Raw genomic sequence first — 13788 nt, 5'->3', positions numbered from 1 at the left:
TCCCGAGTCATGTCACGTCCACCCCGTTCGCGGCCATCGTGATGCCGGTATTTCCACCCACCGCCTCGAGCGAGATCTCTCCGGCGGCCTTGATCACCAGGTCACCGGCGGAGCTGATGGTGAGCACCGCGGTTCCCGCCGTGTCGTCGAAGGTGATCGTGTGCCCCGATCGGGACTTGAACACCTTCTGGGTGTTCATGCCGTCCGCGTTGCTGGCCGGTGGCTTGCGCAGCGCCGTCCACAGGGCGCCCAGCACATACGGTTTCGACAGCTCGCCGTGCTCGAAGGCGACCAGCACCTGGTCCCCCTTGTCGGGGAGCGCGTAGAACCCGGTGCCGTCGCCCGCCATCGGCCGTACACAGGGTGCCCAGCCGCTCTTGAACGTGTCGCCCAGCCCCGGGAAGCCCACCTTGACCCGCCCGATCGCCGGCGTGACCGATCCTGACCGCGACTCGTTGTTGTCCTCGACCACGGCAAGGACCACGCCGTAGAACCGCTCGGCCTGATTCGGCGACGGCGCCTCGACCAGCTTCTTGCGCAACAGTCCGAGCAGACTCGAATGCCCGCGCTGGGTGATGGAGAAGTCGGTCCGGAACCCGTTGCCGTCAATCCGGTGCGTCACCTTGCGCAACCGGTAGGTGCCGCTGAACCTCTTCCCCACTCCCGCGATCGTGACGTAGCGCCCCGCCGACAGCTCCGGGATCCCGATGCAGGATCCGCTGCCCTCGTAGATGCCCTCCAGCAGGTTCGACAAGATCGCCTTGGCCACCGCTGCGGCCTGCACCGGATTGCCGATCGCCTGATGACGGATTCCCTTGCGCACGAACGACATCAGCAGCTGCGACGCCGAGCTCCCGAGGCGTTCGACGAGATTCTCCGGATCGAGATCCACCGCCAGCATGGTCACCGTGAGCGCCTGCGCCAGCTCCTGGTTGTAGACCCGGACCTGCTGCACCCCGGCCAGGCCGGTGGCCGAGATGCGCGGACTGAAGCTGCTCAGGTTCTTCCCCCACTCCAACGTGTGGGCGGACAACTGCGGCCGGGGGAAGTGGAAGTGCAGCCGGTCCCACTCGACGTAGACGTCGAAGAAGTACTGCTCGGCGCACGCCTTGAGGAAGGCCATGTCGGTTTCGACCTGGACCCGGTCGGCGAGGAACGGGACCGGGTCCACGATCGGGACGAGCCCGTTCTCGGCGGCGATCTGGGCCGCGATCATGCTGTCGTTGACATCGCTGTAGGAGCGTGGCTCCGGTTGCGTATGCCGAAGCCGGTAGGACTTGTCGTACCCCGACACCGTGATCGTCGGCGGCCCGTCAGCCGGGAACGACGGCTCGATCGCCGCGACCTCACCGAGGAACGCGGGGACCAGGTCGTGCCCGTAGCCGAGGTGGATCTCGACCGTCTTGCCGACGTCCAGCAAGGCCGAGTCGAGCAGCTGGTTGTCGTGGTTGCGCAGGCTCAGACTGAACGAGCCGGCCAGGTCGAGGTCGGTCTCGACGGTCAGGCTCAGCACCTGGTCGGCCAGATCGGCAGCCAGTGTCACGCCCGACAGACGTACGTCGAACCGAGGGGCGTACGGCGGGGCGCTCACGACCTCCGCCCTGACCCATCCGGACCCGACGGCCCGTTGCCCGGGACAACCAGCGACGCACCCGGCTGCAAGGCGAGCGGATCGACGATCCCGTTCGCCTTCGCGATCTCCCGCCAGCGCCCGGGATCTCCGAGGTAGGCGCCGGCGATGCCGCTGAGCGTTTCCCCGGCGATGACAACGTGGACGGACGACGAGGTGGACCCACCGGCGGCCTCGACGATCGGGGTGAGTGCCGGGTTCACGAGCGCCGAGACGGTCGGCGACCCGAAGAACAGGCCCTGGCGAACCTCGAGCGAGATGTCGACGTACTCCTGCAGGCGGACCGACATCGTGGAGCGCACCGGCGTACCGTCCGGCGCGAACATGGTGAACCGCTGGCCGGCGTCGGTCAGGACGCAGCGAAACTGCACCCTGCCGAGGGAGAACAGCAGTACCGGCGGGGCGAGCGTCTGCGGCTGCTTGTCGAGCAGCCGGACGATCGGCGCGGTGTACGTGCGCACATCCTCCTTCGACTCGTAGGTGTCGAAGAACAACTCCATCGTCAGGACACGGTTCTTCCCGCGCACGTACTGCAGCGGGGACGCGTTGAGCCCGGGGATGCCGACCTCGGCGAACTGGTTGCCCTGCTCGAACTTCAGCTCCTCGGGGTTGTACATCACCACATGGCCTGTCCCGGTCGTGGTGTCGATCAGGACGGCCTTGGCCAGTTCGTTGCTGACCGGAAGCGCCGCCTGCCGCTTGGGTGTCCGGAGCAGCGCATGCGCGGCGCGCGGAGGAGGCGGAGCCATCTCAACCTCCCCGCTCGGAGTCGGTACGGAGCCGGCGCATGAGGTCCTCGATGATGCTGTGGCGCAGGCCATCGGAGTCGAACGGCACAGCCGGCGCAGTGGCCTCCGGCCGATCGACGTCCGCGCGCATCGGCTGAGCGGCCAGGGGTGTGGTCGACGCCGGCGCACCCATCGGCGCGGCGCCTCGCGGCGACGGGTACCGACCATCGATGAGAGCCGTTGCTGTATCTCCGACGGGGGGAACACCGCCGCCGTACTCGACAGGCGGCCAGGCGTTGCCGTATTCGACAGGGAGGCGGGCGTTGCCGTGCTCGACTGGCAGGGCGGCGCCTTCTCCCGGGATCTGCCGGGCCAGGCGCTCCACTCGCGCTGCCGCGGCCTCCTCCGCCTCCACACCGCCTGGTGTGTTCCGATGCGCCGTCCCACCGCGCGAGAGCAGCGCGGTGACATGACTCGCCTCGTGCGCGAGTAAGGCAAGACCCTCTGCAGTGTCCGGCCGGAATCGCCCGGATCGCATCTTGACGGTCGTGCCCACCGTGACTGCGTCGGCGCGTTGCGACCGGGCCTCGGCGTCCGCCTCTGCGTCGAGTCGCACAGTCATGCTGTCCGCACCGGCGCCGGCCACCGCTCGCAGCCGGGACCGAACGTCCACAGGTAAGACCTGTTCCCGCTGCACGTGCGGAGTCTCCGGATTGACGGCCGATCCGGTCGTCGCGCTCTCGTCGGACGGTGGTGTTGCGGCAAACTGTCCGGCCAAGAAGCTCATGGGCCGCTGAGCCGAGGCCGACCAGGCGTCCGAGCTGTCGTGTCGCTCGAAACGCTGGGCCCAGGACTGATTGAGCGTGTCCATCCGCTGCAGGACCCGCGCGAATCCAGGTGCCCACGACAAGTCGGCGACGTGCCGGAGACGCAGGTACTCGGCGAGCAGGGCCAGCCGTTGCCCGAGCGTACCGGGGCGCCGCACCTCATCGGCCGAAGTCGCAACGTCCATCCGTCCCCCTCCTGACGCCATCGCTCAGCTCACCTCGAGCTGAGCGGAGATCTCCTGCACCCAGCGCCGGCGCTGAGCATGGTCCAGGGTCAACACCTCGGTGAGGGTCCAGTGCGTGTGTCGTCCGAGAAAGGCTGCCTCCTGGTGGACCCGATCCAAGGGGTAGCCCGCTATCCCCCCAGCAGCGGCACCTCCACGTCGTGACTCTCGCCGCAATGTGGGCAGACGACTTCGAACACGTGCGGTGTGAGGCCGTTGATCCGGTTGTACAGATCCTGGAGATGCGCGAGATCCTCGGAGAACAATCCTTCGACCACCCCCGGGTTGACATCCGGCAGGCTGCCGAGCCTGGTCACCACCCTGGCCAGCAGCACCACGATGAGGTACGCCGGCCAGCCCTGCACCCGCGGGTCGCGCAGCGGGTAGATCTCGTCCGCCGCCGTCGCCAGCCGCATCGTGCCGGAGCGGTGCAACGTGCCCTCGGCGTCCACGTATCCCTTCGGCAACTCGAAGGACACCTCGGTGACCACCTGGCTCGTCATACCCGGGCCAGCCCCTCGTGCGCGAGAACCAGGGTTTCGATGAGAATCTCGCTGCCTTTGGCGTTGAACGCCGATCCCTCCCACTTGGTCGGCCAGGCCCGGTCGAAGTTCCATCGCACCACCTCGGTGCGGTTGGCGAGGTCGTAGACGACGATCGCGCCGTTCTTGCGGACGACCTGGCCCTGCACGATCTGCAGCCGCCACTGCCACAGTTCGATCGAGGACGTCGCTCCCCACTTCAGCGTGATGTCGGTGTACGTCGTCTTGCCAGGCAGCTTGCGCACCGTGGTGTTGTCACCGCCTTCACGGTTCTCGATCACCTCCGTGGTGGAACCGAGCCCGCTGCACTCCGTGAAACTGGCCTGCGCGATCCCGTCCAATTCGACCAGGAAGTTGAAGCTGCGGTACGGATCGACGCGTTGCCCTGTCTGGGGCATCCCTTGCCTCCCAACCCCGAGTTGCCACTACACCTCCGCCGGGCATCGGTTGCCCGGTTCCACTGCGGGTCAGCCCTCGCTGACCTCGGCGCCCCCGTCCCACAGTCCGATCCGCAGGATGATGTGCTCGGCCGGCCTCGTCACAGCCAGGCCTATCTCGACGAACACCTCGCCCCGGTCGCGTACCGGCGCCGGGTTCAGGGACTCGTCGATGGTCACGTAGAAGGCTTCCTTCGCGGTCCGTCCGAAGAGTCCACCGGCTTCCCAGACCCGGGTGAGGAACTCGGTGATCGAGCGCTCCAGCCCCTTCCAGAGCGCCACGTTGTTCGGCTGGAACACGGCCCAGCGCAGGCCCGCGATGAGGGAGTCCTCGACGTACGACACCAGCCGCCGGACGTTGACGAATCGCCACGGCGCGTCGGCGGTCAGCGTGCGCGCGCCCCAGACCAGCGGGGGGCCGCCGGGGAAGATCCGCAGCGCGTTGATGTTCTGCTGGTTCAGCGCACCCTGCTCGGTGTCGTTCAGCGCGAAGTCCAGGCCGACGGCGCCACGCACCTGCTCGTTGGCGGGTGCCTTGTGGACCCCGACCGTGCTGTCGCAGCGGGCCATCACCCCGGCGAGGTGTCCCGACGGCGGGACTGCGATCGTCGCCGCGGTCGCCGCGGCCGGATCGCGGATCAGGATCCACGGCCAATAGAGCGCGCCGAATCCGTTCGGGGACAACAACCCAGCCCGTTGGGTGAGTAGCGGGCCGCCCGGCTTGAGTGGATCCTTGTCCTGGATGCCGTCGAGGATCGCGAAGCGATCCCCCATGTCCTCGCAGTGTTTGATCACCTTGTCCTTCTGCGCGGCGTGGTCCACCAGGCCCGGCACGCACACCAGCCCGACGTCGGGCAACCGGGTGAGCTCCTCCAGTGCCCCGTCCAGTCCACCCATGTCCTTGATCGGCACCACATAGGCGAACGTGCCACCGTTGTCGAAGAACCCGCGGACGGCGTACGGGAGGTTCTGCCCGGACTTGTACTCGCCCAGCGTCGCCTTGTACGCGTTCCAACTCGTCACCGGCACCGGCTTGCCCAGGGCGTCGCCGGTGGGAAGCGTGGCTGTCGTCCCGATCAGGGCGGCCACACTCGTTCCCGCTCCCTCGATCGGCCCCGCGGGAGTGATTTCCTCCAGGTGAATCCCGGGCGCTGCTGTCGCGTAGTCGACCATCGCCGATCTTCCGCCTTTCCCTCTTCTCGCCGGTGGCATACGTGCTCCGGGTGTCAGGGCCCGGACAGGACCACTGTCTGCGTCTGATGGTCGGCCGCGAACGTCACGGCGACTTGTTCGTCGGGCCGCCCGCTCGCCCGCACCGTCAGGGTGTACGTCCCGAACTCGAGTCCCGGTACGACGAACTCCCCGTCCGGGCCGGATGTCGCCTGGGCGCCGGTCTCGACGACGGACACCGCCGCGGCCGGGACGGGCGCGAGCGACTTGTCGAACAGCACCCCACGAAGTACGGGGTGGTCGACCAAGGTGCTGCGCAGGTGGACCTCTTGGACCAGTGGAAGTTCCTCGACCTCGTCGTACGGCTCGAGGGCGACCGTCACCGTCAAGGGGAAGGCCGGCCGGGGCGACACACCGAGAGCACTCCAGAACTCGCCGATCGATCGGCCTTCCTGGGTCTGCGCCACGACGGCGGGCAGCGGATAGGGCTGCGGCGGAGTCTTGAGCGAGCCGCGCAGGAAGCGTTCGTCCACCACCGGGAACCGGCTGAGCCATTGCAGGGCGAGTCCCAGGAGCCGATGCTCCTCCGCGGCCCTGAGCCCGCCGGCCTGTGAGGACCAGGCCGTCGCCAGATAGGTGCAGTCGACTCGCAACGAAGGCAGCCGCGACGTGTACACATCTCCTGCTCTGGCCAGCACCCGCGCCTCGTCGCGGAGGCTCCGGTTCTCCGTCACCTCGTGCAGGAAGAGGTTCACGGTCGCCTCAGTCGGCTTGTAGTCCTTGTCCGGAGTATCGAAACTCACGTCGGCCGCGCGCAGTTCGGTCGGCGCCGCGGCGTCGTCCAGCATCGCCTTCAGGGTTTCGTCGAGGTCGTGGAACACGGCGGCTCACCACACCCGCTCCGCAGCGGGATCGGGAGGCACCCGGCCCATCTTCTGAAACTCGCGGCGGATCGCCCGGTTCAGGTGCGCCATCCCGATCGGCTCACCCCGCGCTGCCGCCAGGAACGCCGCATGCAGGGCCGCGTTCCGGATGTTCGCGCCGGACAGCCGGAAGTCGCGGGCCAGCCCCGCGAAGTCCAGACTCCCGGCCAGCGGTGCGCCGGCCGGGAAACTGACCCGCCAGATCCCCTCGCGCAGTCCTTCGTCGGGGAAGGGAAACTCGATGATGAACTGCAGCCTGCGGGTGAACGCCTCGTCCAGGTTCTGGCGCAGGTTCGTGGCGAGGATCGCGATGCCCTCGTACTGCTCCATCCGCTGCAGCAGGTACGACGTCTCGATGTTGGCGTACCGGTCGTGCGCGTCGTGCACCTCGGACCGTTTGCCGAACAAGGCGTCCGCCTCGTCGAACATCAGGATCGCATCCGCATCGGCGGCCGCCGCGAAGATCTTCTCCAGGTTCTTCTCGGTCTCACCGATGTACTTGCTCACCACCGCCGAGAGGTCGATCGAGAACAGGTCCAGGCCGAGTTCCCCGGCCACGACCTCGGCGGCCATGGTCTTGCCAGTACCCGGCGGCCCGGTGAACAGCGCGCTGGTTCCGCTTCCACGCGAGAGCTTCTGATCGAACCCCCACTCGTTCAGGACCGTCGACCGCAACCCGACCCGGGCGCACAGTTCTTCCAACTGCGCGGTGGTCTCCGGCGGCAGAACGATGTCGGCCCACGAGCCGGCCGGCTCGATCCGGCGCGCCAGGGTCGACAGCCGCTGACTGGTCTGCCGGCGCGCGGCAGCGAAAACCTCGCTCGCGCTCGGCCGCCCGCCGGCGCCTGCGGCAGTGACGGCGCTCGCGACCGCCTCGGCGATCCGCGCCGGACCGAACGAGAACCGCCCGGCCAGTGTCTCCACCAGGTCGGTCGACGAGGTCACCCCGGCCTGGTCGAGTTCCCGCGCCCACACGGTGCGCCGGGTGGGCAGATCCGCTCGGCCTAGGGCAACGTCGAGGACACCGAGCGGCGGGCCACCGTCCGCCGTCCATGGCTGAGAGCCGGCCAGCACCGTGATGCCGTTGTGCTCGGCGAAGCCGTCAACGAGGGCCGATCGCGCGCGCGACCCGAGTGGCAGGGCATCCACGTCGTCGACGAACAGCATCGCGTGGTGAAGCGCTGCCTCGCGGAACGAACGAGCGACGACGGTTGCCGCCTCCTCGTCTCCGGCCGGCAGATATGCCACTCGCAGAGTGAGGATGGGGATCTGCAGCTCCCCCGCCAAGGCCACCGCCGCAGCCCGGCAGCCGGAGCCGACCGGCCCGTGCAGCTGGATTCGCAGCGCGTGGCGGCCTTGCGCGGCGCGGGCCGCGTCAAGAACCGTTCGCCGGCCGGTCGGCGGGAGCGCTGTCTCGTCCCAAGCCCCCGGAGGCGGGGTGGCAAGCCGGCAGTACTCGGCCAACTGCCTGTCGAGGCCGCCCACGGCCAGCAGGACATCCGTGATCTGCTCGTCGAGGACGACGGCATTCGCCAGGATCGCTGGCTGTACCCGCTCGTCGCCGACCAGTCGGAGGATCCTGCTTCGCAGCAGCGGTGCGTCGGCGGCGAACAAGGACCGCTGGGCCAGCTTCTCGTCCGGCGAGATGCTGATCAGGTCGAGGATCAGATCAACGGTCGCGCGGCGCCGGCTGACGTCGTCCTGAAGGTAGCCGTAGAGCCGTTCGTAACGCACGTCGACTTCTGGGGCCAGCGCGATCAGCACGACGTCGAGCTCGGTGTCGGTCAGGCTGTAGGTGCGTCGCAGCCAGGCCCACCCGCCGTGAACGGCGGCCACGTCGGCCCAGGCCGGCTCGAGTAGGCGGTCCGGTCCTGCCTCCTGGCCGACGCGCAACGGCTCACCCGGCGGACGGCTCAGGGCCGCAACCGCCTGCTCATCGCTGATGTAAAGCCCCCGGAACGAGTCGTGCCCCGCCTCGGCACCGAACCTCACCCGGGCCTCGGCCACGGCCTCCGCCAGCAGGGTGTCGAGGCGCTGAAAGGGTCGCCGCCAATCCGCGACGGAATCGGCTGTACCAGGCGACGCTTCGGCGACGGCCAGCAAGGAGAACGCAGCGTCGGACATGCATCCCCCCTCAGGCACGACGTGTCCACACCCCAATGAGGTGAGGTGGCCTGACGAAATCCCCAACCAACGACGCTACGGAGGGTCATGGGTCGTGTCAAGACATGATCCCGGGCAGGCCACGCGGGACCGGTCACCGTTCATTGCCAAGAGCAACAATCCTTCAAGCGAATGAATGAACCGCGCACGTCATCGCCTTCCGGAGCTCCGTCCGGCGGCTACTGTCTGGGCATGACGCAACTCGTGGTGGATGCTCCGATTGCTGCTGTCACTGTTTATCCGGATCGGGCCCGGGTGACTCGGCGCGGGCGGATCACTGTGCCGGCCGGTGACCAGACGGTGTACGTCGAGCCGCTGCCGCTCGCGCTGCAGGAGGACTCGATCCGGGTCGCCGGACGCGGACCGGCCACTGTGCTCGGCGTGGATCTGGCGATCCAGCATCACCCGCAGGCGCCGGACGAGACCGTCGCCGAGTTGGAGCGGCAACGGCGCGAGGCACAGGACGAGGTTGCGGAGCTGACCGACGCTGATGATGTGCAGGCCCAGCTCGACGGGTTCCTGGCACAGCTGGCGCGGCGAGCCGGCGGCAGCTTCGCCCGGACGTTGGCCTCCGGCGAGGCAGGCGCCGAGCTGGGCGGGTTCACCGAGTCGCTCGCCGCCCGGTTGTCCGCCGTACGGGCGCAGCGGAGAGAGCTGGCCGCGCAGCGGCGCGAAGCCGAGGAACGCCTCGCCGCCGCCGACCGCCGGCTGGCCAAGGTCGCGCAGCAACGCAGGCCCGACCGCCGTACCGCCGCGGTCGCGCTGGCGCTGGAATCCGAGGCCGAGGTGGAGATCGAGCTCTCGTACGTCGTGCCCAACGCCGGCTGGGTCAGCTCGTACGACGTGCGCCTCAAGGCCGACCAGCTCACGCTGAACTGGTACGGCCTGATCACCCAACACACCGGTGAGGACTGGCCCGAGTGCGAGCTCACGCTGTCGACGGCCCGGCCCACGGTGACCGCGAAGGTGCCTGAGCTCGACCCCTGGTACCTCGACCGCTTCCACCCACCGATGCCGGTCGCGCCCGCCGCGGTCCCGCGAGGTCTCCAATCCAGGACGGCCGACTTCATCGAGCAGCAGGCGGCCCCGGCGGCCGCCTTCGCCGACCTCGCCGCGACGGTCGAGCAGGGCGTCACCGCAGCGACCTACACCCCGCCCCGGCCGGTCGCCGTACCCGCGGACGGCGCCACGCACCGCGCGACGATCGCAGCGATCGACCTCGACGCCGAGCTGGACTACGTCACCGCGCCGGTCCGGTCGACGGACGTCCACCTGCGGGCCACGGTCGTGAACTCGTCCACCCACACGTTGCCGGCCGGGAAAGCCGCGGTCTTCCACGAGGCGGACTTCGTCGGCTCGGCCGCGTTGCCGCTGTGGGCCCCTGGCGAGGACGTCGAACTCGCCCTCGGCCTGGACGACCGGATCCGGGTCGAGCGGAAGCTGGTCCGCCGGACCGCGACCAAGGCGACGCTCGGATCGACGCGCCGGCGCGAGGTGGAGTACGAGACCAAGATCGAGAACCACACCCCGCGGACGGCCCGGGTCACGGTCCTCGACCAGCTGCCGGTCCCGCGCGACCACGAGATCACCGTCAAACCGATCACGGCCGAACCGGAGCCGGCCGAGACCACCGACCTCGGCGTCGTCACCTGGAAGCTCGACCTGGCCGCCGGCCAGGAGATCGCCGTCAAGCTCGCCTTCCGCGTCGACACCGGCAAGTCCGTCGAACTGAGCGGCTGGCGCGAGTAACCGCTCAGGGTGCGGGCGGCGCCACCTCGAAGTGGGCGACCGTCTCCTCTCGCTCGAGCAGGTAGTCGTCGTCCTCCGGGTAGTACTTGGCGCGGTCGATGTCGTCACCGGCGAAGGCGCGGATGTGATCGAGGTCGGACCACCAGCTCAGCGTGATGATCTCGGTTCGTCCGTCGCCGAGATCCCGCGTGAGCAATTGAGCGCCCTCGTTTCCCGGCGTACGGCGATAGCCGGACATCCCGGTGCGTTCGACGATGTCGACGTACTCGGCGGCCTTCTCGGTGGGCACCCATCCCCGCCACATGCGCGCGATCATGCAGCCAACCTAGCGAGGCTTGGTGCCGGTGTCTTTGGCCAGCGCGGTGTCGGCTCGGGCGGCCATGACGGTGAGCTTCGGGTTGAGCTCGGCGAACTCGGCCGCGTGCTCGCCGGCAATCTGCCGCTGCAGGGACGGCAGCCGCGCGTCGAGCCGGTCGAACAGCCCTGTGCTCGTGCCGCGCTCGGCGGCTTGACGACAGGTGCGGTGTTGGCGCCGAGCCGAATACCGAACTGGGTGACGTTCTTGGTGGCGTCGTAGCGCGTGCCCTGCGGGAGCGGGTGGCCCTTGGCGCCGAGGCAGGAGACCAGGCTGTTGCTCTCCTCCTGCAGAACACTCCTGACCCGCAGGCCCAAGTCATGACCGAGCCGGTTGCCCAGTTCCGCACTCGGTGTCGCGGTTCTTAGAAGGTCTGGAGCCGTTCGCGAACTTCTACCTGCAGAACCAGCGCGAACTGGCCCGGACCCAGGACGACCAGGGCAAGGTCGACCACGAGTTGCCGATCTTCAACTACGAGGTCGGGCACCACATCGGGCTGGCGCACCCGCACGACGGCTACGACGGCGCGACCGGTGAGCTGTTCGCCCCGCCCGGCCCGACCTTCTTCGCCTGGCTCGGCGACCAGTCGAACACGATGATGAGCTACATCGACCTCAACTGGGACTTCAGCCAGTTCGACCACGACAACCTGGACCGGTTCCGGACGGCCGCACTCAACCAGGCCGCGAACGATCTCGCCGCCGAGGCACTCGCCGCCCCCTTCACTGAACCTGTCAAGCGCACCGGTAGCACGCCCACGAGCGGGATTTGCTGGATGGTGAGCCCGCGATGCTGGCAGGCGCGCGATGCTTGTGATGTCAGGACCGACTCGCGTCGGCGAGGTGGGCGTGGACAGCGGAGACCACCACTGAGCCTTCGCCGACGGCCGAGGCAACTCGTTTGACCGATCCGGCGCGTACGTCGCCCACGGCGAACAACCCGGGCAACGACGCATTGAACCCCTCCCGCGTCACGACGAAGCCCTTGCCGTCGAGCTCCACACCTGCTCCATGCAGCCAGTTGGTGCGTGGATCCGCGCCGATCATCAAAAAGAGACCGGCGGCGTCGAGTCGGACAGTGGCCTCGTGGGCGTGGTCTCGCCACGTCACACCTGTCAGCCGCGTCGCTCCACTGACCGCGGAGAGCTCCGCACGGGGGTGGACGGTGACGCGCTCATGGTGGGTCAGACGCTGCGCGAGGTAGGCCGACATCGTCTCTCGCAGATCGTCCCGCCGGATCAGGATGTGGACGTGAGCGGCGTGCCGTGTCAGGAACAGAGCGGCTTGTCCGGCCGAGTTGGCGCCCCCGACAACCACGGCGTTCCGGTCCGAGACGACCTTGGCCTCAAGGTCGCTCGCCGCGTAGTAGACGCCCCGCCCCTCGAGGTCGGCCAGCCCGGGCACGTCCAGACGTCGATATTGAGCCCCACTGGCAATGATCACGGCGCTCGCGTCGATGTCGTGCTGGTCGTCGAGGCGGACGCGGAAGCCTGAAGCCGTCTGGGTCAACCCCGTGACGGATCGGGGCGAGACCAGCCGGGTTCCGAACTTGACGGCCTGCATCATCGCTGCCCGCGCCAGCTCGGTCCCGGACACGCCTCGTGGAAAGCCGAGATAGTTCTCGATCCGCGAGGAACTGCCCGCTTGGCCCCCGATAGCAACGTCTTCCACGACAACCACGTCGAGGCCCTCGGATGCCCCGAAGACCGCGGCCGCCAGGCCCGCTGGTCCGGCCCCGATCACGAGCATGTCGCATCGAGTGTTGTCGGCAATGCCCCAGAAGTCGATCCCGAGCGCGCTGGCGAGATCGCGCGTGGTCGGCGCGGTCATGACCCTTTGGTCGCCGGCGACCACGGCCGTACCCGACGCGGGCAACGCCGTCGTCTTCGCCAGCTCGGCCCACGCCGTGGGGTCCGAGCGCAGCACGGTCCGGTAGGGGAGCCGGTTGCGTCCAGCGAAATCCTGGAGCCGGTGCAGATCACGGTCGTCGTCTCCAGCGAGGACGAGGCCGCCCTCGCCCATCCTCGTCAGGTAGAGCCGTCGGGCGTCGAGTGCGGACAGCACGACGTCGCTCAGCTCGGCCGAGATCTCCACGAGCCGCCGCAGCTCCTCGATGGGCACCTTGAGAACCACGGTCCCCTCCTTGGCGACACCCTGGAAGAAGGATCGCTGGCCCATGAACATGCCCAGCTCGCCCACGAAGTCGCCTTGCTCCACGACGAAGACGACCCGGTCCTCCCGACGATCGACCAGGAGCAGCCCTCCTGCGAGCACGAGGTACAGGTCGTACGGGTCTCCGGCGTCCCACAACACCTCGCCGGGTTCGGGGCGCAGCTCTTCACCGCCCGATCGGAGCAGGCTCAGAAGGTGCTCGCTCAAGACCGGCCATGACAGCTCGTCGACCTCGTCCCGTTGTCGCGACGAGTAGTGGGTCATCTCGTCGGGAACCGGGATGCTGCTCATGGGTCTCCTTCGCCTGGCTGACGGCTTGCTCGGCTGAGCTGATCACTATTCTGGAACGCTCGGCTGCAGGGTGAGGTTCGGGGTGCCCTCCCGCCTCGCACATCGTCTGCAGGTCGTAGCGGCCGCCGGTGCGCTCCAGGATGTCCTTCAGGGTCGTTGCCACCTGAGCTCGGCGCGTCGCTCGTCCACTGACCGCATCCGCGTGTTCACTGAGGTTCGAATGAGGTCCTCGGCACAATTCACGGGCGGGCGGAGGCAGTCAGTCGCGGACCGCGCGACCGATCTGCCAACACTCGGTTCGGCGTGCCGTCGCTGGTCTACTTGGTGGTCGCATCGCGGTTGGCACAACGCGGCAAACCGCCAGCGCCGGAGGGCCTCCCAACGGTCTCCTTCCTGGCCTTCGACGTTCTTGCTGTCGCCGACATGTAGCCGCTGACCCGCCCGAGGCGCAGCGCTGGTTCGAGGAGTACGCCGCGGCGGACGTCGGTGTGGAAGGCCTGTTGTAGCGAGGCTTTGATGCTGACCAACTGACCGCCTGTGGGGGTCCGCATCAGAGGCCTCCACAACGAGATCCGGCC

The 13788-nt window shown here is 68.5% G+C and carries 14 protein-coding genes; 2 read left to right on the top strand and 12 right to left on the bottom strand.

What is annotated here, in order from left to right:
• Window positions 1–7: 7 nt before the first annotated feature.
• From ACGFIF_RS28755 to ACGFIF_RS28715, 9 genes are all read right to left on the bottom strand, one after another.
• Window positions 8–1591 carry a phage baseplate assembly protein V gene (locus tag ACGFIF_RS28755; RefSeq protein ID WP_393158720.1) on the bottom strand — a complete coding sequence of 528 codons (1584 nt, stop codon included), beginning with the start codon at window positions 1589–1591 and terminating at the stop codon, window positions 8–10.
• Window positions 1588–2379, bottom strand: coding sequence for a LysM peptidoglycan-binding domain-containing protein (locus ACGFIF_RS28750; protein ID WP_393158718.1), 792 nt, complete (start codon window positions 2377–2379; stop codon window positions 1588–1590). Before ACGFIF_RS28750 ends, ACGFIF_RS28755 begins: the two co-directional genes overlap by 4 nt.
• Before the next feature lies 1 nt (window position 2380).
• The gene (locus ACGFIF_RS28745; RefSeq protein WP_393158717.1) at window positions 2381–3370 is read right to left on the bottom strand and encodes a DUF4157 domain-containing protein; all 990 of its coding nucleotides are present in this window, start codon (window positions 3368–3370) and stop codon (window positions 2381–2383) included.
• A 24-nt stretch (window positions 3371–3394) separates the two neighbouring features.
• A complete protein-coding gene (locus ACGFIF_RS28740; protein ID WP_393158716.1) occupies window positions 3395–3529 on the bottom strand; it encodes a DUF6760 family protein in 135 nt (44 codons plus the stop codon).
• 11 nt (window positions 3530–3540) lie between these two features.
• On the bottom strand, window positions 3541–3912 hold the full coding sequence (locus ACGFIF_RS28735) for a hypothetical protein (RefSeq protein WP_393158714.1): 372 nt from the start codon (window positions 3910–3912) through the stop codon (window positions 3541–3543).
• Window positions 3909–4349 (bottom strand): phage tail protein, encoded by a 441-nt coding sequence (locus tag ACGFIF_RS28730; protein WP_393158713.1) that lies wholly within the window; start codon window positions 4347–4349, stop codon window positions 3909–3911. Before ACGFIF_RS28730 ends, ACGFIF_RS28735 begins: the two co-directional genes overlap by 4 nt.
• A gap of 69 nt (window positions 4350–4418) precedes the next feature.
• Window positions 4419–5561, bottom strand: a complete 1143-nt coding sequence (locus ACGFIF_RS28725; protein ID WP_393158711.1) for a phage tail sheath subtilisin-like domain-containing protein — start codon at window positions 5559–5561, stop codon at window positions 4419–4421.
• Between the two features lie 53 nt (window positions 5562–5614).
• Complete coding sequence (locus tag ACGFIF_RS28720) at window positions 5615–6439, bottom strand: Pvc16 family protein (protein ID WP_393158710.1); 825 nt, start codon at window positions 6437–6439, stop codon at window positions 5615–5617.
• Between the two features lie 6 nt (window positions 6440–6445).
• The gene (locus ACGFIF_RS28715) at window positions 6446–8605 is read right to left on the bottom strand and encodes an AAA family ATPase (protein ID WP_393158708.1); all 2160 of its coding nucleotides are present in this window, start codon (window positions 8603–8605) and stop codon (window positions 6446–6448) included.
• A gap of 231 nt (window positions 8606–8836) precedes the next feature.
• On the opposite strand from ACGFIF_RS28715, the gene ACGFIF_RS28710 reads away from it, so the two are divergent.
• On the top strand, window positions 8837–10393 hold the full coding sequence (locus tag ACGFIF_RS28710) for a mucoidy inhibitor MuiA family protein (protein WP_393158707.1): 1557 nt from the start codon (window positions 8837–8839) through the stop codon (window positions 10391–10393).
• Window positions 10394–10397: 4 nt separating this feature from the next.
• On the opposite strand, the gene ACGFIF_RS28705 is transcribed toward ACGFIF_RS28710, so the two are convergent.
• Window positions 10398–10709: an antibiotic biosynthesis monooxygenase family protein gene (locus tag ACGFIF_RS28705; RefSeq protein ID WP_393158706.1), complete on the bottom strand. Its 312-nt coding sequence runs from the start codon at window positions 10707–10709 to the stop codon at window positions 10398–10400.
• A 391-nt stretch (window positions 10710–11100) separates the two neighbouring features.
• Here ACGFIF_RS28705 and ACGFIF_RS28700 point away from each other — a divergent pair, with 391 nt between their 5' ends.
• Window positions 11101–11652, top strand: a complete 552-nt coding sequence (locus ACGFIF_RS28700; protein WP_393158704.1) for a hypothetical protein — start codon at window positions 11101–11103, stop codon at window positions 11650–11652.
• On the opposite strand, the gene ACGFIF_RS28695 is transcribed toward ACGFIF_RS28700, so the two are convergent.
• Together ACGFIF_RS28695 and ACGFIF_RS28690 are read right to left on the bottom strand one after the other, a co-directional pair.
• Window positions 11567–13210 carry an FAD-dependent oxidoreductase gene (locus tag ACGFIF_RS28695; RefSeq protein ID WP_393158702.1) on the bottom strand — a complete coding sequence of 548 codons (1644 nt, stop codon included), beginning with the start codon at window positions 13208–13210 and terminating at the stop codon, window positions 11567–11569. The two genes, ACGFIF_RS28700 and ACGFIF_RS28695, sit on opposite strands and share 86 nt — an antisense overlap.
• Window positions 13211–13527: 317 nt before the next feature.
• Window positions 13528–13761: a hypothetical protein gene (locus ACGFIF_RS28690; protein WP_393158700.1), complete on the bottom strand. Its 234-nt coding sequence runs from the start codon at window positions 13759–13761 to the stop codon at window positions 13528–13530.
• Window positions 13762–13788 lie beyond the last annotated feature (27 nt).

The organism is Kribbella sp. NPDC049174 (assembly GCF_043197365.1).
In the GTDB taxonomy this organism is placed as follows: Bacteria; Actinomycetota; Actinomycetes; order Propionibacteriales; family Kribbellaceae; genus Kribbella.
This window is presented reverse-complemented; position numbering and strand designations above follow the sequence as displayed.